This is a genomic window from Pseudonocardia sp. (assembly GCF_050250275.1).
Lineage (GTDB): Bacteria > Actinomycetota > Actinomycetes > Mycobacteriales > Pseudonocardiaceae > Pseudonocardia.
The window spans coordinates 40,784-60,164 of record NZ_JBFWOY010000015.1; the positions used below are offsets into that span (position 1 = coordinate 40,784).

General features: G+C 72.0%; 18 protein-coding genes. 8 read left to right on the top strand and 10 right to left on the bottom strand.

From position 1 onward, the window contains the following. Positions 1 to 50: 50 nt before the first annotated feature. A complete protein-coding gene (locus AB7F12_RS15065) occupies positions 51 to 1,553 on the bottom strand; it encodes a class I adenylate-forming enzyme family protein (RefSeq protein WP_428498867.1) in 1,503 nt (500 codons plus the stop codon). A 145-nt stretch (positions 1,554 to 1,698) separates the two neighbouring features. Between AB7F12_RS15065 and AB7F12_RS15070 the strand changes: the two genes are divergently transcribed. The 8 genes from AB7F12_RS15070 to AB7F12_RS15105 all read left to right on the top strand — a co-directional run bounded on the left by AB7F12_RS15070 (position 1,699) and on the right by AB7F12_RS15105 (position 9,171). Then, a complete protein-coding gene (locus AB7F12_RS15070; protein ID WP_428498866.1) occupies positions 1,699 to 2,463 on the top strand; it encodes a GntR family transcriptional regulator in 765 nt (254 codons plus the stop codon). Positions 2,464 to 2,506: 43 nt separating this feature from the next. After that, complete coding sequence (locus tag AB7F12_RS15075; protein WP_428516603.1) at positions 2,507 to 2,812, top strand: hypothetical protein; 306 nt, start codon at positions 2,507 to 2,509, stop codon at positions 2,810 to 2,812. 57 nt (positions 2,813 to 2,869) lie between these two features. Beyond that, positions 2,870 to 3,466 (top strand): TetR/AcrR family transcriptional regulator, encoded by a 597-nt coding sequence (locus AB7F12_RS15080; RefSeq protein WP_428498864.1) that lies wholly within the window; start codon positions 2,870 to 2,872, stop codon positions 3,464 to 3,466. 86 nt (positions 3,467 to 3,552) lie between these two features. After that, positions 3,553 to 4,173 (top strand): TetR/AcrR family transcriptional regulator, encoded by a 621-nt coding sequence (locus tag AB7F12_RS15085; RefSeq protein ID WP_428498863.1) that lies wholly within the window; start codon positions 3,553 to 3,555, stop codon positions 4,171 to 4,173. Positions 4,174 to 4,445: 272 nt separating this feature from the next. After that, positions 4,446 to 5,933, top strand: a complete 1,488-nt coding sequence (locus AB7F12_RS15090) for an MFS transporter (protein WP_428498862.1) — start codon at positions 4,446 to 4,448, stop codon at positions 5,931 to 5,933. 21 nt (positions 5,934 to 5,954) lie between these two features. Continuing rightward, positions 5,955 to 6,869, top strand: a complete 915-nt coding sequence (locus tag AB7F12_RS15095) for an LLM class F420-dependent oxidoreductase (protein WP_428498861.1) — start codon at positions 5,955 to 5,957, stop codon at positions 6,867 to 6,869. Between the two features lie 26 nt (positions 6,870 to 6,895). Then, positions 6,896 to 7,813 (top strand): SDR family NAD(P)-dependent oxidoreductase, encoded by a 918-nt coding sequence (locus AB7F12_RS15100; protein WP_428516605.1) that lies wholly within the window; start codon positions 6,896 to 6,898, stop codon positions 7,811 to 7,813. Next, complete coding sequence (locus AB7F12_RS15105) at positions 7,810 to 9,171, top strand: hypothetical protein (protein WP_428497870.1); 1,362 nt, start codon at positions 7,810 to 7,812, stop codon at positions 9,169 to 9,171. Before AB7F12_RS15100 ends, AB7F12_RS15105 begins: the two co-directional genes overlap by 4 nt. A gap of 21 nt (positions 9,172 to 9,192) precedes the next feature. Here AB7F12_RS15105 and fabG read toward each other — a convergent pair whose 3' ends face one another. The 9 genes from fabG to AB7F12_RS15150 form a co-directional block, all read right to left on the bottom strand. Further along, on the bottom strand, positions 9,193 to 9,948 hold the full coding sequence (gene fabG, locus AB7F12_RS15110) for a 3-oxoacyl-ACP reductase FabG (RefSeq protein WP_428497871.1): 756 nt from the start codon (positions 9,946 to 9,948) through the stop codon (positions 9,193 to 9,195). Positions 9,949 to 9,990: 42 nt separating this feature from the next. Then, on the bottom strand, positions 9,991 to 10,971 hold the full coding sequence (locus AB7F12_RS15115; RefSeq protein ID WP_428497872.1) for an alpha/beta hydrolase: 981 nt from the start codon (positions 10,969 to 10,971) through the stop codon (positions 9,991 to 9,993). Positions 10,972 to 11,004: 33 nt separating this feature from the next. Beyond that, on the bottom strand, positions 11,005 to 12,129 hold the full coding sequence (locus AB7F12_RS15120; RefSeq protein ID WP_428497873.1) for a thiolase family protein: 1,125 nt from the start codon (positions 12,127 to 12,129) through the stop codon (positions 11,005 to 11,007). After that, complete coding sequence (locus AB7F12_RS15125; protein WP_428497874.1) at positions 12,126 to 12,530, bottom strand: Zn-ribbon domain-containing OB-fold protein; 405 nt, start codon at positions 12,528 to 12,530, stop codon at positions 12,126 to 12,128. Before AB7F12_RS15125 ends, AB7F12_RS15120 begins: the two co-directional genes overlap by 4 nt. Further along, the gene (locus AB7F12_RS15130; RefSeq protein WP_428497875.1) at positions 12,527 to 13,765 is read right to left on the bottom strand and encodes an amidohydrolase family protein; all 1,239 of its coding nucleotides are present in this window, start codon (positions 13,763 to 13,765) and stop codon (positions 12,527 to 12,529) included. Before AB7F12_RS15130 ends, AB7F12_RS15125 begins: the two co-directional genes overlap by 4 nt. A 7-nt stretch (positions 13,766 to 13,772) precedes the next feature. Further along, positions 13,773 to 15,584, bottom strand: a complete 1,812-nt coding sequence (locus AB7F12_RS15135; RefSeq protein ID WP_428497876.1) for a flavin-containing monooxygenase — start codon at positions 15,582 to 15,584, stop codon at positions 13,773 to 13,775. Positions 15,585 to 15,703: 119 nt separating this feature from the next. Next, on the bottom strand, positions 15,704 to 16,597 hold the full coding sequence (locus tag AB7F12_RS15140) for an alpha/beta fold hydrolase (RefSeq protein ID WP_428497877.1): 894 nt from the start codon (positions 16,595 to 16,597) through the stop codon (positions 15,704 to 15,706). Next, positions 16,594 to 17,709 carry a carboxylesterase family protein gene (locus AB7F12_RS15145; RefSeq protein ID WP_428497878.1) on the bottom strand — a complete coding sequence of 372 codons (1,116 nt, stop codon included), beginning with the start codon at positions 17,707 to 17,709 and terminating at the stop codon, positions 16,594 to 16,596. Before AB7F12_RS15145 ends, AB7F12_RS15140 begins: the two co-directional genes overlap by 4 nt. A gap of 301 nt (positions 17,710 to 18,010) precedes the next feature. Next, positions 18,011 to 19,162: an LLM class flavin-dependent oxidoreductase gene (locus AB7F12_RS15150; protein ID WP_428497879.1), complete on the bottom strand. Its 1,152-nt coding sequence runs from the start codon at positions 19,160 to 19,162 to the stop codon at positions 18,011 to 18,013. Between the last annotated feature and the right edge of the window lie 219 nt (positions 19,163 to 19,381).

The window sequence follows — 19,381 nt, forward strand, 5'->3', positions numbered from 1 at the left end:
CCTGTAGTTCCCGATCGTGTCGCGACGCTACCTTTTAGGATTCACTGCAGTCAAGATTGGATCCCACTTATGACGTCGTCGCGGACGACACGCCGCAGCAGCTTCCCGGTGTCGGTGTAGGGCAGCGCCGCACGGAAGACGACCACCGCCGGGGCGCACGTCGAGCGCAGCCGGGCCCGAACGTGACGGCGCAGATCGTCGGCGGACGACTCGCCCCCCGGCTCGAGCACCACCGCGGCCGCCACGGCCTCCCCCCACTCCGGGTCGGGGATCCCGAAGACGGCGACGTCCGCGACGGCCGGATGGTCGAGCACCGCCGCCTCGATCTCGCCGGGTGAGAGGTTCTCCCCGCCCCGGACGATCACGTCGTCGAGCCGGCCGAAGACGTAGAGGTACCCGCCGTCGTCGAGCAGCCCCGCATCCCTGGTGGGGAACCAGCCGTCGGTCCGGGTCGCCCGGTGCCCGACGTACTCGCCGGACACCTGCTCCCCGCGCACCCAGATCTCGCCGCGCTCGCCCGGTGCCAGCTCCTCGCCCTCCGTACCGCGGATGGACACGTCGAGGCCGGGCAGTGGACGGCCGACCGAGCCGAGCCGGGCCCGGACCCGGGGATCGGACGAGGCGAGCGCGGCCCGATGGTCGTCCGGCCCCAGCACCGCGACCGTGCTCGAGGTCTCGGTGAGCCCGTAGGCGTTGACGAAGCCGACGTCGGGAAAGACCTCGAGCGCCCGCTGGATCACCGGCAGCGGCATCGGCCCGCCGCCGTAGGACAGCGACCGCAGCGCGGGCAGTCCCGCGCCGTCCAGCTCGTCGAGGATCCGGGCGAGCATGGTCGGCACCACCATCGCGTGCGTGATCTGCTCGCGGCGGGCCACCTCGATCCAGCCACGGGCGTCGAAGGACTCCAGACGCACGACCCGCCTGCCCGCGAACAGGTTCGACAGCACCGCCGTGACACCGGCGACGTGGTAGGGCGGGACGCCGACGAGGGCCGCCTCGTCGGGTGCGGCGCCCGCGAACTCGACCGTGGAGACGATGTAGGACACCAGGTTCTGGTGTCGCAGGATCGCCGCCTTCGGCTCGCCGGAGGTGCCGCTGGTGAACAACAGGACGGCGACCGCATCGGCGTCGGAGGGGGCGTCGACCACGGCGGCCGCCCCCGGATCGGCAGCCGCGCCCAGCAGGTCACGCCGGTGCAGCAGCGTGATCCCGGCGGGCGTCCCGATCCGCTCGGCGACGGAGTCGTCGCCCACGACCAGGGTGGCGGGGGCGAGGCGCTCGACGACGGCGCGCAGCCGGTCGTCGGGCAACCGGTAGTTGAGCGGCGCGAACGGGACGCCGGCGTACGCCGCGCCCAGCAGCGCGAGCGGGACGGCGTCGGAGTTGAGGTCGACCATCCCCAGCCGTTGCACGGACCCGGCCGCGAGCAGGGCGCCGATCCGTCGCGCCCGCAGATCCAGTTCGGCGTAGCCGAGCCCGTCCGCGAGCCCGCCCGTCGCGACCCGCTCCCCCATCCCGTCGGCCGCCATCGTCGAGAGCATCGAGATGTTCACGGTCGACCGTCACTGCTTGATGTATCCATAGTGAGCAGTTTAGGATCCAGTTTCTCGGAAGTCGAGGACCCGACGGGAGGCGCCATGGAGGAGCAGGCAGGTGTCGCGGGGCCGACTGTGATCCGACAGACCCTAGAATGGATCCATGATGGCCGAGGTGACCGCCACCGACAGCACGCCCGCCCACGCCTCCACACCACGCCGCACCGACGACCACGACCTCGTCGACTCGCTGGTCACGGTGCTGCAGGAGCGGATCAACGCCGGCGAGATCCCCGCCGGCTCGTGGCTCCGGCAGGAGGCTCTGGCGAAGGAGTTCGGCGTCAGCCGCATGCCCGTCCGCGAGGCGCTGCGCGAACTGCAGGCGCGGGGCAGTGTCGAGCTCATCGCCAACCGTGGCGCCCGGGTTCGGCTCCCCTCGACCCGCGACATCATCGAGGTCTACGAGCTCCACGGCGTCCTGCAGGGGCACGCCGGGCAGGCCGCCGCCGAGCTGATCACCTCCGAGCAGCTCGGCCGGCTCTCGGCCGCGGAGGCGCTGTTCCGTCAGGCGGTGGAGGACCTGCGGGCCTCCGACGGCGACACCACCACCGCGCAGCGTCGCTGGCACGAGGCGAACACCGAGTTCCACGCGGTGATCATCGAGGCCGGCGGCAACAAGCACCTCGCGGAGGTCTACGAGAACCTGCACCACAAGGTGCCCCGCAACCTCACCTGGATCGCCCTGGGCAACGACGTGCGCCGGCTCGAGAAGGACGCGGCCGAACACGCCGGAATCCTCGAAGCGATCGGCCGCGGCGACGCCGCAGCGACCCGCACGCTGCTGACCGAGCACGTCAAGCGGGCCAGCGACCTGCTCGTCCGCACGGTGGACGAGATCGGACAGGACAGTTCCCCACGGCGGAGGTGACCGCTGGTCGTCCCCGCCGCACTCCCCCTCGGAGAGGCGAGTCATGACCACACCCCCCTTGCGCCCCGGCCTCCGGCTGCGCAGCCGGACGTGCACGGCCGAAGTCGTCGTCGTGCGTCCCGGACCCGGGACCGGCACCGTCGAGTGCGGCGGCGTGCCGATGACCCCGGGCGACGCCGCTGCACCCGCGGTCACGACCGACGGTCCGGGTGTACTGCTGGGCAAGCGCTACACCGACGAGTCCGGGACACTCGAGGTACTGGTCACCAGGGCCGGGGCCGGGCCGCTGAGCCTCGGCGGGGTCGCACTGACCGTCAAGGCGGCCAAGCCGCTCCCCTCGTCGGACTGACCCTGCGGCGTCCCGCACTAGGATCGACGTTCCGCGACACCGGCCGAGGGACGACCCATGACGAAGATCCGCAGCAAGCAGCAGCTCGTCGAGGCTGCGGCGAGGGTCTTCGAGGAGAAGGGCTACGCCGCCACCCGGATCGAGGACGTCGCGGCCGAGCTCGGCGTCATGCAGGGCAGCCTCTACTACCACGTGGGCAGCAAGGCCGCGTTGCACCGGCTCGTGGTGCAGCATCACCTCGGCCTGCTGATCACCGGGCTCACCGCGATCGTCGAGAGCCCCGCGGACCCCTCGGAGAAGCTGCGGCTGGCGATCCTCAGCCATCTCACCCACGTCGAGAAGCACCTGCTCGAGGCTCCCGGATGGTTCAGTGACCCCACCCGGTCGGCCGACATCACCGACGAGGAGACGGCGGCGCAGCGTGATCTGGTGCTGCGCTACCGCGCGGGATGGGCGCGCATCGTCGAGGAGGCCGTCGCCCGGCGCGAGATCGCTGCGGACACCGACGCCACGGCCGTCGCGGTGTCGCTGATCAGCATGTGCGACTACGTCCCGTACTGGTTCCGCCGCGACGGGGAGAAACGCATCGAGGAGGTCGCCGCGCTGCAGCACGCGATCGTCTGGTCCGGGATCGCCCTGCGCCGCGGCGACTGACCTCCGGCGCCCGATTCGAGGGACATTCGGTTCCACGGCTATCCTGGCCGGGTCGTCACCGAGGTGGGGCAGGGGCCGAACGGGACATGACCAAGATTCGCAGCCGGCAGCAGGTCGTCGACGCCGCGGCCCGGGTGTTCGCCGAGAAGGGCTACGACAACGCCCGCATCGAGGACATCGCCAAGGAGCTCGGCGTCCTGCAGGGCAGCCTGTACTACCACGTGAGCAGCAAGGCGGCACTGCTGCGGCTGGTGACCCGCCAGCAGTTCACCGAGGTCGTCGTGCGGCTCGAGAAGGTCGTCGCCGGGCGCGCCGCCCCCCGGGAGAAGCTCAAGAAGGCCATCCGCGCCCAGCAGCGTTACGTCGACCAGCACCGCACGGCGTCGCCGCGCTGGTTCACCGACACCCACGATCCCCGGCGCACCGAGATCGAGGCCGAGGAGGACGCGCGGCTGTTCGCCCGCTACCGGGAGGCCTGGAAGTCGATCCTCCGGGACGGGGTCGCCGCGGGCGACGTCTCGCCGGCGATCGACCCCACCGTCACCGTCCTCACCCTGCTCGGCATGTGCATCTCCCCCGCCGCGTGGCCCCCGCCCGGGCCCGGCCGGTCCCCCGGCACGATGGCGGCGCTCCAGCTCGACATCGTGTGGTCGGGCCTGGCCGCCGGACCGGCCTCCGCGGGCGCGGGCGAGCCCGGCCCGAGCTGAGAACACGAGGTCGCGCCCGTGCGCGGGGGCGCCACCGGTCGCTCCCGGAGCGTCGCCTGCGGGGCGCTTGACCCCGCACGTGGCGCGTGCCATATTTCGAAGGCAATTCGAATTTTTGGGTGGTAGGGCAACCTCTCGCAGCGGTCCCGCCGTCCCGTTCGACACCCGTTCGGCACTGCCCCGAGCGGACGCGCCGCCGCCCTCGTGGTGGGCGCCGAGTCCCTCGCCCGCCACAGCACTCAGGCCAGGCGTCATCCGTCGAGAGGATCAGCATGTCCAGCCACGGTCTCCCCACCTCGAAAGATCCACAGGCCGGACCGGATACCGTCGCCGCCGCCGCGGCGGACGGCACGGAACCCCGGGGCTCGTCCACCACGCTCGTGCTGCTCGTCCTCGGCGTGTTCGCCTACCTCACGATGGAGATGATGGTCGCCCCGATCGTCCCCTTCGTGCAGCAGGAGCTCGGCATCTCCGCATCGCAGAGCGCCTGGATGCTCACGGGGCTACTGGTCGTCGGTGCGGTGTGCCTCCCGCTCGCGACCCGCTACGCCGACATCGCCGACAAGAAGAAGGTCTTCCTCGTCGTGCTCGGGGTGTCCGGGATCGGCGCCGTCCTCGCCGCCGTCGCCACGACGGCTCCGCTCCTGATCGCGGGCCAGATGATCCAGGGTGTCGGTGTGGCCGTGGTACCGATCGCCATCGGCATCATGCGCGACAGCCAGCCCCTCGAGCGCGCCCGCACCGCCAACACGATCTTCGTGGTCAGCGGCGGCCTCGGCGCCGCGGTCGCGTACGTCGTCGTCGGCCCGATCGTCACCCACCTGCACTACTCCTTCATCTACTGGTTCCCGACCATCGTGATCGCCGCGGTCGTGGTGGTCGGTCTGCGCGCCCTTCCCACCTGTCCGCCGATCGGGGGCGGCACGGTCGACTGGACCGGTGCGGTGGTCCTCGGCGCGGCGCTGGTCGCACTGCTGCTGGGGCTGACGTTCCCGACCACGCTGGGCTGGGGTTCTCCCCTCGTCCTGGGACTGCTCGCCGCGACGATCCTGCTGCTCACGGTGTTCACGATGGTCGAACGGCGCCACCCGTCGCCGTTGGTCGACCTGCGCGGACTGGCCGAGCGTGAGGTCCTCGGCGTGATGTCGATCAACTTCGCCCACGCGATCGTCACCTTCGTGATGTACGTGATCCTGCCGACGGTCGCGCTGCTGCCGATCGCGATCGGTTACGGAATGGGTGGTGACGCCTCGACCGCCGGACTCGTCCTGCTGCCCTACGCCCTGCTCGTCGTCGTCGCCGGGCCGACCGCCCAGCGTCTCGAACCGATCCTGGGCCGGCGCGGCAACATGATCCTCGGCGCGGTCTTCATCATCGCCGCCGGCCTGGTCCTGCTCCCCATCGGCAGCGCGCCCTGGACGCCCTACCTGTGCTCGGCACTGATGGGCCTCGGCCTGGGCATCGGGTTCACCCAGTCGCTCAACACGATCGTCCGCGTGGTTCCCGCCGAACGCGTCGCCAGCGCCAGCGGCGCGGTGTACGTGATCCGCTCGGTCGGCGGCGTGCTGGGCGGCCAGATCGCCGCGGCCATCTTCTCCGCCGGCCTCACCGCACAGGGCGCACCGTCCTGGGGCGCGATCCTCGCCAACATCCTGCTCATCGTCGCCCTGGGCGTGGCGAGCGTGGGCCTGAGCTACCTGTTGGCCGGCCGGCGCGCGACCGCGGCCGCCACGGCGGCGCTGACACCCGCCCAGGCCTGACCTCTCCCGAAGGGACCTGTCGTGCAGGTTGGTGTGCTGTTCTACGTCACCGGACACACGATCGACCCCGTCACGCTCGGCCGGGCGGTCGAGGCGGCCGGGTTCGACTCGGTCTGGCTGCCCGACCACCCGGCCCTGCCGGTGAAGACGGACCTGCCGTTCCCGATGACCGGCGGCGACTTCCCCCGCCTCTACGGCGAGATGGCCGACCCGTTCGTCACCATGGGATTCCTCGCCGCTGCCACGACCACGCTCAAGGTGGCGACGGGTGTGTGCGTGGTACCCGGGCGGCATCCGCTCAACCTCGCCAAGGCGGCGAGCACCGTCGACAACTTCTCGGACGGACGCCTGCTGCTCGGCATCGGCGCGGGCTACCTGCGCGAGGAGATCGAGCTCTTCGGCGTCGACTTCGACACGCGCTGGACCTACACCCGCGAGACGGTCGACTTCTGCCGCAGGCTCTGGCGGGACGGCCAGGCCGCCTACGACGGCACGATCGTGACCTGCCCCGAGGTGATCATCGACCCGCTCCCGGTGCAGCGGCCGGGCCCGCCGATCGTCATCGGGGGCCTGAACACCCGGCACACCTACCGCCGGATCGCCCGCTGGGGCGACGGCTGGCTCGCCACACTCCCCTCGCCCGAGCAGATCGCCGAGGGGCGCAAGGCGATCACCGCCGAGTGCGAGGCCATCGGCCGCGACCCGGCCGGGATCGAGATCTCGGTGCTCACGCACGAGGCCGACCCCGCCCTGCAGGAGGCCTACGCCGAGGCGGGCGCGGACCGCCTCGTGGTGCAGCTCTACAACCACCCCGGCCGTGCCGTGACCCCGGACGAATGGCTCGAGGTCGGCGCCCTCGCCGCGACCTCCCCCGCACCCACCGCCGACCAGACCCTGCGTGCGCTCGACCTCGTCCGCACGCGCGCGCGGCTCTGACCGCAACCACGAGAGGACGACGCACGATGGCCAAGGACTTCCTGAAGGACCTGCTGGAGCGACACATCGCGGAGGGCTCGGACAACACGATCTGGTGGGACGAGGAGCGGATCCCCCTCCACACGATCGACCAGCGCGTCACGGACGTGATGAGCTTGAAGGGCCGCAAGGCCGTCGTGACCGGAGGGGCCGGGGTCAACCTGGGGCAGGCCGTCGTCAACCGCCTCGCCGGGCTGGGTGCCGACGTCGCGATCGTCGACATGGAACCCGCGAAGGCCGCCGCCCTGCAGGAGTCCTGGGGTCGCAGGCCGGGGCCGTCGGCCGAGGAGCTGGCCAAGACCGTCTCCGACCGGTGGGAGGTCGAGGCGATCGGGATCTACGGTGACGCGCTCGACCCCACCGGTGTCCGGGCCGTCCTGGCCGAGGCGAACGAGCGCCTGGGCCGGATCGACATCCTGGTCAACAGCGCGGTGGCGACCTACGTGGGCGACCTGGCCACGGCCACCCCCGAGCAGATCGACGCCGCGATCGCCGGCACCCTGGCCGCGCCGATCCATTCCTGCCGCGCGGCCCTGGACTACATGATCCCCCAGGGCTACGGCCGCATCGTCAACATCGGCTCCGAGGCCTCCCGGACGGCGCTCCCGGACCTGGGGCTCTACGGCACGCTCAAGGCCGGGGTCGCCGAGTTCAACCGCCACCTCGGCAAGGAGGTGGCCAGGCACGGCGTGTTCGTGAACGGCGTCAACGCGGGAAGCATGTGGGGCCCGGACAGGGAGCTGCTCCCCGACACCTGGCAGACCCTCTACGACCACGGCCGCACGGCGATCCAGCGCTACCAGCTGCCCGAGGAGGTCGCCAACATGGTGGCGTTCCTGGCCTCGGACGCGGCGAGCTCCATCGTCGGGACGACCGTGGACGTCGGGGGCGGGATGTCGCTGTGACCCTGCCCGGACAGACCCTCGACGAGCCGCGGGGCGGGGATCTGACCCCGGACAACCTCACCGACGTGCACCAGCGGATCTGGACCGGTCGCGGCGAGATCGCCGGTCTGCGGCTCGTCGTCCCGCCGTGTCCGTACACCGCCGCGGAGCTGACGGCGCTCGAGCGGGCAGGCCGTCGGGTCGGGTACCTCCCGCCGGAGGCCGCCACCCGCGCCACCCGCCACGTTCTCGGCACGATCTTCCCGTCGATGGGCTGCTACAGCCTGCAGCCGGACAACGAGGTGGAGAACCTCGTGAGCCGGGCGGGCTGGTTCGACTACGAGGCTGCGACCGACGCCCCGTACCCGGGGACGGACGAGGCCGAGCTGCTCGAGCAGGTGCGGGCCGCGGGTCGCGACCTGATCAGCATGAACCAGTACATCGTCGCCGCGCAGGACAGCAGGCTGTTCACCGGCCACTACCTCGACGAGCGTCGGACCTGGCCCCGCATCGGGATCCGGGTCAGCGGGCGCATCGTCTGCGCGCGCTTCGACGGCGACGAGATGGCCGAGGGGCTCGGTGACGAGCCGCCCGTCGCGGGTTCGCTGCTGACCGGCTACGACCTGCACCCCGACTTCCGCGCGCCCTACACCGGCGGGCGCTCCGCCGGCGTCGCCCGCAGCGAGCGCACGACCCGGGTCGAGCCGGAGCCGCCTGCCCCGCGCCGCGGCATCCATCCGTCGCAGGAGGGCGAGCCCCACCTGGAGGCGGAATGGCTGCGCCAGGTCGACGGGCTCGTCAGGGCCGGCTTCGCCGCCGAGCTGGGCATGGGCGCCGAGGAGTACACGGCCACGCTCCCCCGCTTCGCGGCGCAGCCGCCGCAGTACCGGGGCCGGTTCGACGCACCCGTCGTCGTCGAGACCCGGATCCCGTGGGAACGCCAGTACGAGCTGCTCGGGATCCGGGTCTCGCCGTTCATGGCGTTGTTCCCCGACCCCGTCGCGTGGCACCCGGACTCGGCCCACCGGGACGTGCCGTACGCGGCGTGGTTCACCCGGTGGGGGCAGCGGTTCGAGGAGCCGACGGCACCCGACGACGCGCGTGCGGCCCTGCGCCCCGACGAGGTGGGCGCGAACCTCCAGGAGGGCGGGGCCGTGCTGCACGCCCATCCTGCGCTCAACGCCGCGGCCCGCTTCTTCGACCTCGTCGGCTTCGTCTTCCCGGCGGCCGAGATCGGTGGCGGTGTGCCGTTCGAGCCGATCGAGCGGACCCCGGGCATCTGCCGGTGGCGCGGGCGCGCCGAGTTCGCCGCCAACCTGTACCCGTTGGCGTTCAGCGTGTTCCGACCGCTCGTGCGGGGCCGGGCGACCAGCTCGTGAGCCCGGGGGCCCCGGTCCGGATCAGGTCCGGGGCCCACCCGCCACGTAGAGGACCTGCCCCGAGACGAAGCCGGATCGCTCGTCGACGAGGAACGACACGGCCTGCGCGATGTCCTCGGGAGCACCCGCACGCCCCACCGGGATCTCGGCCACCCGCTGCGCGAGGTAGTCCTCCCACGGCACGTCGATGCGGTCCGCGGTCGCCCGCGTCATGTCGCTGACGACGAACCCGGGCGCGATGGAGTTGACCGTGATCCCGAAGCGGCCCAGCTCGAAGGCGAGAGTCTTGGTGAAACCCTGTAGGCCGGCCTTCGCCGCGGCGTAGTTTGCCTGGCCGCGCTTGCCCAGCGCCGAGGTCGACGACAGGTTCACGATGCGGCCCCACCCCGCCTCGACCATGTGCCGCTGCACGGCCCTGGAGACGAGGAACGAGCCGCGCAGGTGCACGTCGACGACCGCGTCCCAGTCGGCCTCGCTCATCCGGAACAGCAGGTTGTCCCGGGTGATACCGGCGTTGTTGACCAGCACGGTGGGCGGGCCCAGCTCGGCGGCGACGCGGTCGACGGCGACCTGCACCGCCTCCGCGTCCGCGACGTCGGCGGCGACCGCGACCGCGCTGCCGCCCTGGGCGAGCACCGCGTCGGCAGTGGCCTTCGCGGCGCTCTCCTCGAGGTCGAGGACGGCGACGGCGAGGCCGTCCGCCGCGAGACGCCGGGCGGTGGCGGCACCGATTCCGCGGGCGGCGCCGGTGACGATCGCGACGCGTGACTCGGACATGCAGGACACTCCTCGGTGGTGGGGGGTGGGGCCGGGGGTGGGTCAGGCCGGCCGGAGCGCCCGGCGCAGCCAGTCCGTGCGCCGGCCCACCGCGGCGGCGGAGACCGCGGCGGCGGGGGCGAGGATCTCGAAACAGTGGTAGGCGCCGGGCCACACGTGCAGCTCCGCGACTCCTCCGGCCTGCCAGATCCGCGTGGCGTAGTCGACGGCCTCGTCGCGGAACGTGTCGACGGAACCGACGTCGACGAAGGCGGGCGGGAGCCCGCCGAGGTCCGTCGCCCTCGCCGGGGCGGAGTACGGCTCGACAGCCGGGCCGCCCCGGCGGGCGCCGAGGCGTGCCTCCCAGGCCGTGCGGTTGGCGGTGCGGTCCCACACGCCCACGCCGTCGAGCTGGCGGCTCGCGGGCGTCAGCTCGCGGTCGTCGAGCATGGGGCACAGCAGGAGCTGCCCCGCGGCTCGGGGGCCGCGGCGGTCGCGCGCGAGCAGCGCCGTCCCGGCGGCCAGCCCGGCACCCGCGCTGTGCCCGGCCAGAACCAGCCGGGAGGGGTCGATCCCGAGCTCGGTGGCGTGCCCGGCCACCCACCGGAACCCGGCGTAGCAGTCCTCCACGGCGGCCGGATCGGGGTGCGCGGGCGCCAGCCGGTAGTCGACGGACACGACCGGCACGCCGAACTCGACCGCCCACGCGAGCGCCAGGTCGACGCCGAACCTGAAGTCGCCCAGGACGACCCCACCACCGTGGATCCAGTAGAGCGCGGCCGAGCCGGCCCGGCTGCCGGCGGGGTGCGCCACGAGGAGCCGCAGGTCGGGGGCGTCCGTGCGGGAAACGGTGACGGTCCGGACGGTGACCCCGAACTCCTCGGCGATGGCGGTGAGCGACGGGGCCGACTCGGCCGCGCCGCGCCGCAGGGCGGCGAGCATGTCCGGGGTGACCGTCGTCGGGACGTCCTCGGCGGCCGCGAGGGCGGCGGCGAGCTCCGCGTCGAACGGGGGGTGGGCCGGGGGGAGGTCCGTGCCGGTCAAGTCCTTCTCCATGGTCCGGGGTGGCCGAGGTGCTCAGGTGCCGAGCAGCAGTACCTCGCCGATCACGGCGACGAGCGCGATCCGGGCGTCGGCGACCTGGTTGGCCGCGCTCTCGCCGCGCAGCTGCCGCACCGCCTGGACGACCCGTTGCAGCCGCTGGGACTCACCGGTGTGCGAATGCGACATGGTGCCGCCGTCGGTGACGAGCGGGTACCGCCCGGTCGCCTCGATCGCGTCGCCCGCGACGAGGTCGGGGCCCTCGCCGACGTCGCAGTACCGCAGGGCCTCGAAGTACCGGACGATCTCCCACGAGAAGTTGTCGTAGAACTCGAAGACGTCGACGTCCTCGCGCGCGACGCCGGCCTGCGCGAAGGCCGCGTCCCCCGCCTTGCGGCCCCACATCGCGACACGGTCGTACGTCGGCGGGTGCGTGTAGGTCGGTCCCCAGCTGTCCCAGGCTCCGCCCAGCACCCGCACCGCTGCCACGTCGAGGTCGGCGGCACGTTCGGCGGTCGTCAGCACCAGCGCCGCGCCACCCTCGCTGGTGGTCGCGCAGTCCAGCAGGTGGTAGGGGTCGGCGATCATCCGCGAGGCGAGCACGTCCTGCGCCGTGTACGGGCCCCGGCCGAAGTACACCGCCTCCGGGTTGCGGGCGCCGTTGTTGCGGATGACCGCGGCGACGTGGGCGATCTTCTCCCGCGGCACCGAGAAGCGGTGCAGGTACTGCTGGGCCGCCATCGCCCACTCCCCCGGGGTCATCAGTCCCCAGCACTCGATGAACTCGTGCGCGGGCCGGGCCCACGGGGCGACGGCGGCCCGGTCGATGTACACGCCGGCCTGGCCACCGGCGAGCACCACCGTGTCGCAGGCCCCGGCCCCGATGGCGGCCGCCGCCTCGACGACGGCGGCCGGGCCGGGGACCTGTGCACCGGTCCAGAACCAGGGGATGCCCAGTGCGTAGCCGAACGCGTCGGCCCCGCCCCGGTACTGCAGGCCGGGCAGCACCGTCAGCCCGTCGACGTCCGACACGGTGAGCCCGGCGTCGTCGAGCGCGCCGGTGATCGCCGCGAGCGTGACCGAGTCCGAGGTCTGGCCTTCGAGCACCCGGGCCTGCGGTGTGTTGTACGCACCGACGACGACGACCTCGCGGCGGCTCACGCGGCGAGCTCGAAACAGGGCAGGGTGACCGTGTCGGTCACCGGGGTGAAGCGCACCCGCACCGGCGCCCCGATCACGACCGCGTCGGGTGGCGCGCCGACGATGTTGGTGACCATCTCGTAGCCCTCCTCGAGGCGGACGACGGCGACGACGTAGGGCACCTCGAACGCCGGCGTCTGCGGGCGCCAGATCACCGTGAACGTCACGACGTGCCCGACGCCCGCCGACTCCACCCAGGTCAGGGCGTCCGCGTGGCACTCCCGGCAGAACTCCTGCGGCGTGAACACGTGGGCCCCGCACTTGTCGCAGCGCTGGACGAGCAGCCGACCGTCCCGGCACGCGTCCCAGAAGGGCTGCGTGAGCGGCGACGGGTGCGGGACCGGCCGGTCCGGCGCGGTCACACCTCGTCCAGCGGCCGACCGTCGGCGTCGAGGTGGGCGTCGAAGGGCAGCTGGTAGAGGCGGATGGCGTTGCCCCGCACGATCCGGTAGGTGATGGCGGGATCGACACCGGCGAACTGGTCCGCGAGATGGCTGCGGGTGTGCGGGAACGGACCGTCGCTGTGCGGGAAGTCGACCTCGAACATCAGGTTGTCGACGCCGATGTGCTCGGCACTGGCGATCGCGTGCTTGTCGGCGAAGATGCAGCCCCACATGTTGCGGCGCACGTACGTCGAAGGCTTCTCCTTGAGCTTCTCGTCGCCCAGCGCCCAGGTGTGGTGGGCGTAGGCGTGGTCCATCCGCTCCATCGCGTAGGGGATCCAGCCGGCCTGGCCCTCGGAGTACGCGAGCTTGAGCCGGGGGAAGCGGTCCAGCACCCCGGAGAACACGAAGTCGGCCATCGAGGCGTACGAGTTCGCGAACTGCAGGACGGGCAGCAGGAGCAGCGGCGCCTCCGGCGGCAGCGTCATCAGCAGCGACGACGAGCCGATGTGCATGCAGACCACCGTGTCGGTCTCCTCGCACGCGGCGAAGAACGGGTCCCAGTTGCCGTCGTGGATGCTCGGGTAGCCCAGGTGCCCGACGATCTCGCTGAACGCGACCGCGTGCACTCCGCGGGCGGCGTTGCGCCGCACCTCGGCCGCGGCCAGGTGCGCGTCCCAGAGCGGCACGACCGGAGCCGGGACCAGCCGCCCACCCGAGTCGCCCGCCCACTCCTCGACCTGCCAGTCGTTGTAGGCCCGGATCAGGGCGACCCCGAGATCACGGTCGTTCTCGGTCTCCTCGCTGAACGCCTGCCCGCAGAACCGGGGGAACGACGGGAAGCCGATGGACGCCTCGACGCCCTGCTCGTCCATCGCCTTGAGCCGGGCCTGCGGGTCGTAGCAGGCGGGGTCCATCTCGTCGAAGGTCACCGGCTCCTTGTCCCGCATCTCCGCGCTGGTGTGGACGCCGTCGAGCACGACGACGGCACGGCGCGGGACGTAGACGGACTTGCCGAAGACCCAGACGTCGCTGGGCATGCCGTTCTCGTCCTCCTCGAACCCGAAGAGGTCCGTGTCCAGGCTGACCATCCGCCGCTCCACGCGGGGGGCCCCGTACTGGAACTTGGTCGGTAGCCAGCGCTCGAACAGGTGCGCGGGCTCGACGAGGTGGTCGTCGACGGAGATGATCTTCGGAAGGTCGGCTGCGGTCATCTGTTCCTCACCCTCGGGTCGTGGTGGTGTGAACGGCGCCGCCGGGAAGCGGCGCCCCGTCGAAGAGCAGACCGCGGTAGCGGCCGTCGGCCCGCCACTGCTCGACGATCCGCTCGAAGCGCCACACGCCGGGCGCGAAGGGACCGTTGCGGCGGAAGGCCTCGACGTCGGGGTTGCCCTCGTTGTTGTAGTAGCCGGGCGTGCAGGTCGCGAGGAACTCGCCGTTGCGGCGGGCCGACTCGATGACGGTCCGCACCCAGGCGTCCTCGGCGTCCTGCTCCACGTCGACGGAGGTGGCGCCGGCGGCCCGGGTCGCCGTGACGACGTCGGTGATGTGCCGGGCCTGGACGTCGAGCAGATGGGTCTGGTTCGACGAGATCCCCGCCTGGTTGATCGCGACGACGAAGAAGTTCGGGAAGCCACGGGTCTGCATCCCGTAGAGCGTCGAGATCCCGGTGGCGAACTTGGCGCTGAGTGCCCGGCCGTCACGACCCACGACGTCGTAGCCGAGCCGCCGTGAGAAGGGCGCGCCGACCTGGAACCCGCTGGCGAAGACGATGCAGTCGACCTCGTGGTCGATCCCGTTCGCGACGACCGCGGTCTCGGTGATCTTCTCGACGCCCTGGCCGTCGGTGTCCACCAGGGTGACGTTGGGCCGGTTGAAGGTCGGCAGGTACTCGTCGTGGAACGTGGGCCGTTTGCAGAGCGCCCGGTAGTACGGGCGCAGCGCGGCCGCGACGGCCGGGTCGGTGACGGTCTCGTCGACCCGGTTGCGGACCGCCTCCATGACCTCGAAGTCGACGTCCTCGTCGAGGACCCCGCCGTGCAGCGCCCGGTTGCGGAAGATCTTGGTCCAGCCGTCGTCCACGAGGTCCTCGCCGACCTCCTCGCCCGCGATGAAACCGGAGAAGTTCCGCACCCGCTCGCGCTGCCAGCCCGGCTCCAGTGTCGCGACCCAGTCCGGGTCCGTGGGCCGGTTGTCGCGGACGTTGACCGCCGACGGGGTCCGCTGGAAGACGTAGAGGTGCTCCGCGCTCGCGCCGAGGTGCGGGACCGCCTGGATCGCCGTGGCGCCGGTGCCGATGATCGCGACCTTCTTGTCGGCCAGTCCGACGAGGTTGCCGCGGGCGTCACCGCCGGTGTAGGCGTAGTCCCAGCGGGTGGTGTGGAACGAGTGCCCGCCGAAGTTCTCGATCCCGGGGATGCCCGGCAGCTTCGGCAGGTCCATCGACCCGGCGGTCATCGCGACGAACCGGGCGCGGAACCGGTCGTCGCGGTTCGTGGTGATCGTGTACCGCTGCTCGTCCTCGTCCCACCGGACGTCCAGGACCCGGGTGTGCAGCAGTGCGTCCCGGTACAGGTCGAAGTGACGCGCGATCCGCCTGCAGTGCTCGTGGATCTCGGGGCCCTTGCTGTAGCGCTCGGTGGGGATGTACCCGGTCTCCTCCAGCAACGGGAGGTAGATGTAGGACTCGGTGTCGCACGCCGCACCGGGGTACCTGTTCCAGTACCAGGTCCCGCCGACGTCGCCGCCCTGCTCGATCAGCCGCACCCGGTCGACGCCGGCCTCCCGCAGCCGGGCGCTGACCAGCAGCCCTCCGAACCCGCCCCCGATGACGGCGACCTCGACGTCGTCGGTCACGGGCGCGCGCCCGGCCACCGGGAGGTAGGGGTCGACGAGATAGCGCCCGAGGTCCTCGGTGATCTGCCGGTACTGGGCGGACCCGTCGGGGCGCAACCGTTTCTCGCGCTCCTGCCGGTACTTCTCCCGCAGGGCCTCCGCGTCGAAGGCCTGCTCGGTACGGGGCTGCTCGGTCACGGGTGAGTCCTTTCGCCGCCGCGGCGGCGGTCCTTTGCCGGCGGACGGTTTCCCCGCCTCGCCGGATTCCGGAAACGTTGTGGGCAATCGCAGGTCGTGCTCGGACCGGTGACGGCGTGTCAGCCGGCGCGCCGCGCGTTGGTGGTGAACTCCTCGACGACGGTCGCGTGCACCCCCACCGGCAGCTCGTGACCGAGTCCGGGGACCACGACCAGCCGTGCGTCCGGGATCGCGCCGGCCGTCGCCACTCCCCCGTCGACGCCGACCAGCGGGTCGTCGGCCCCGTGGACGACCACGGCCGGCAGGCGCAGCCGGCGCAGCGCGGGTGTGCGGTCGCGGGCCGTCAGGATCGCCGCCTGTTGCCGCAGCTTCCCGTGCGGGTGGTGGCAGCGGTCGTAGGCGTGCGCGGCCCCCGCGCGGACGTCGTCCTCGTCGAACGGGAACCCGCCACCGGCGAGCGCCCGCGCCGTGGCGACCTGGGCCTCGACGACCTCGGCCCTGGTGCGCGCAGTACTCGCCCGGATCGCGGCGAGCACCTCCGGCCGGGCCTGCCCGACCCTGCGGTCCCCGGTGGTGGACATGACCGAGCACAGCGAGGCGACGCGATCCGGGTGCCGGATCGCCAGCACCTGCGCGATCATTCCGCCCATCGAGGCCCCCAGCACGTGCGCACGGGCGATGCCGAGCACGTCGAGCAGGCTCGCGGCGTCGTCGGCCATGTCCTCCAGCCCGTACACCGCCGCTCCGCGCTCGCCGCGGCGAGCTGCGGCGACGTCGGGGACACCGCTGAGCTTCGACGACAGCCCGACGTCGCGGTTGTCGAACCTGACCAGGTGGAAGCCACGCTCGACGAACCGCCCGCAGAACGCGCGGTCCCAGGCGTCGAGCTGCATCCCGTGCCCCATGATCAGCAGCACGGTCGGGTCCGCCGGATCGCCGAGGGTCTCGTAGCAGAGGTCGATGCCGTTCGCCCGGACCGTCCCCGACCCGGGCCTGGTCGGAACCCGCGTCACCGGGCGGCGCCGAGGTCCAGGGGCTGCCTGCCCCGGCCGGCGCGACGGAGCGGCCCGGCGGCGCCACCGCACCCGGCCGCCGGGTCGCCGGTGCGCACGAACGCCCCGAAGGCGGCCCCGTACTCCTCCGCCGGCGCGCCCGCAGACGGCACCACCAGGGTCGAGACGCGTTCGGCGACACGGTCCTCACCGCAGCGCCAGACCGTCCACGTGGTCGGCCCGGTGGCGCGGGTGGCGCGGCCGACCAGCACCTCGACCGGGGACACAGCGGTGCGCAGCAGCTCGATCAGGTCTCCGGCGGCGAGGTCGTCGTGGGCCACGAGACCGAACGGGGAGCGGCCCCGGTGGCGGCCCAGTGTGGTTTCGGCCCGGAGGATCACCGCCGCCCCGACCTCGCGCAGGTCGCCGCGGCCGCCGGGGTCCGCGTCGAGGATGTCGAGCAGGGCCGCGGCGACGCGGGTCGCTTCCGCGGGGGTCTGGACCCGCCCCGCGGGCACACCCGCGGGCAGGACCAGCCGGCGCACCAGGGGGCTCGTACGGGGAAGGCCTGCCAGCAGCGCGGCGGCGTGCGCGCCCTCACCGCGCCCCGACACGGTGAGGTCCGCGGGGTCCCCACCGAAGGCACGGGCATGGGTCGCGACCCAGGTCAGGGCTTCCATCTGGTCCAGGAGTCCGAAGTTGCCGTTGCCGAAGCCGGCGCGCAGCTCGGTCAGATCGAGGTAGCCCAGCGCCCCCTGCCGGCGGCGGGGCGCCACCACGACCAGGCCGTGCTCGGCCACGAGGCCGGCGCAGAACCGGCGCGCCCGGCGGGTGTGCCCCGGCTCGTCGTCGAACCAGACGAGCACCGGCCGGTCGGTCGCATCGGCGGGTGCCCAGACGTCGAGCGTCAGCTGGGTGGCCTCGGCGAACGCCGCTCCGAGCGCGCCGGGGACGGCGGCTCCCAGCGGCGACCAGGAGTCGGAGCGCGGGCAGGGCGCCGGTGGCGCGAAGCGAAGCCAGCCGACCGGTGGCGCGGCGTAGGGGAGCCCGAGGAACGTACTGACGTGCGGGTACTGCCGGTCCCGGCTCCCCTGGACGGTTCCTTCGGACAGGGTGACGGTCAGGTGTGACATGGCGATCTCCCCTTCCTGGTCGACGCCGTGCCGATGGTGCACGTGCCCCGCGGAGTCCTCGGGCTGACACCGACCGTAGCTACGGGATTCATTCTGGTCAATATTGGATCCCGCGTTTCGGTCACACGTCGAGACGGCCACCAGCGATCAGAAACGGGGTAGGACCCCGGTTGACTGGGCCAGCATAAGGAGTGACCCCCCACTTGTCGAGACCACCACCGCCGAGGAGCCCCGCCACCGGGCCCGGACATGACGAAGCGCCGGTGGCGGTCTCGTCGACCACCACCGGCGCCCGGTGACGTCACTGCCCGTTCAGAGCCTCCGGCAGCGGCGGGTCGACGGCCTGCAGGCGGGGGAGCACCTCGGCCGCGAAGAGCCGCATGGAACGCTCCGCCGTCTCGGCGGACATCCCACCGAACCGCGGGTTGACGATGAACTCGACCGCACCCGTCTTCTGCTGGATGAACTGCAGCTTCTCGAACACCTGGTCCGGCGTGCCCCAGGCCTGCGGCCGCGCCGCGTACTCGAGCATCTGCCCGTCCTTGACCGGATCGGCGCCCGGCCCCAGGTACGGCGGGACCTTCGCGTAGTGCTCGTAGCCCTTCACGCCGATGAACTGCGACGGGTCGTCGAGGCCGTACTGCTTGGCACTGCTGTTGTAGCTCTCGAGCATGTGCGTGGACATCACGCTCCAGGCCTCGGCCTCACTGTCGAAGCACGACAGCATGACCTGGACCGTCGGCTGCGTGGGCTCGAGGCCGATGCTGCGGCGAATCTTGTTGACCTGCTGGATGTCCTCGGCGTACTCGTCCCAGCTCTTGGTGTTGGTCATGATCACGCCGTGCCCGGAGTTCGCCACGATCGGCAACGTGTCCGGGCTCTGCCAGGCGATCCGCATCCGCTCGAGCAGCCGCTCGGGATTGCGGAACCCGGGCCGGATCGACGTCTCCGGGATCTGGAAGTGTTCGCCCTCGAACGAGAACCACTCGCTCGTCAGCGCCCGGCGCAGGATCTCGACCGACTCGGCGAACCGGCCGCGCGCATGGGGCATCGGGACGCGGAACCGGTCGAACTCCTGCTTGGCGGCACCCCGGCCGAGACCGATGGTGAGCTGCCGGCCCTGCAGCATGTTGTCGAGCACACTGATCTGGTCGACCACGGTGAGCGGGTCGTACCAGGGCAGCACGACGACGATCGAGCCGAAGTCCAGCTTCGTGGTCCGCCCGGCCATGTAGGTGAGGTGCTGGAGCGCACCACCGGTCATCGCGTACGGGGTGAAGTGGTGGTCGACCGCCCAGTAGGAATCGAAGCCGAGCGGCTCGACCAGCCCGGCGAGGTGGAGGTCCTCCTCGTAGATCTGCTGGTCGGTGATCGCCGGCGGACCGGGCTGCCTCGACTTGAAACGGTCCCAGTCCGTGTAGTTCTGGAAGTAGAGATGGACACCGATCTTCATGGTCACTTCCTCGGGAGTCCGACGACGGCGGCCGCGTGCGGGGCAGTTGCCGGGGCGCATGAGCGCAGCAACTCAAATATGATTCGAATCTGACCGGGCCAGAATCGCAGGCGTCCCTGCGCCCGTCAAGGCCGGAACGGAAGACCCCCCCACTTGACGAGCCCGAGCCCGCAGGTGTCTCATTCCGACTCGGCTTCGAACCTACTGCGGTTCGAAAAC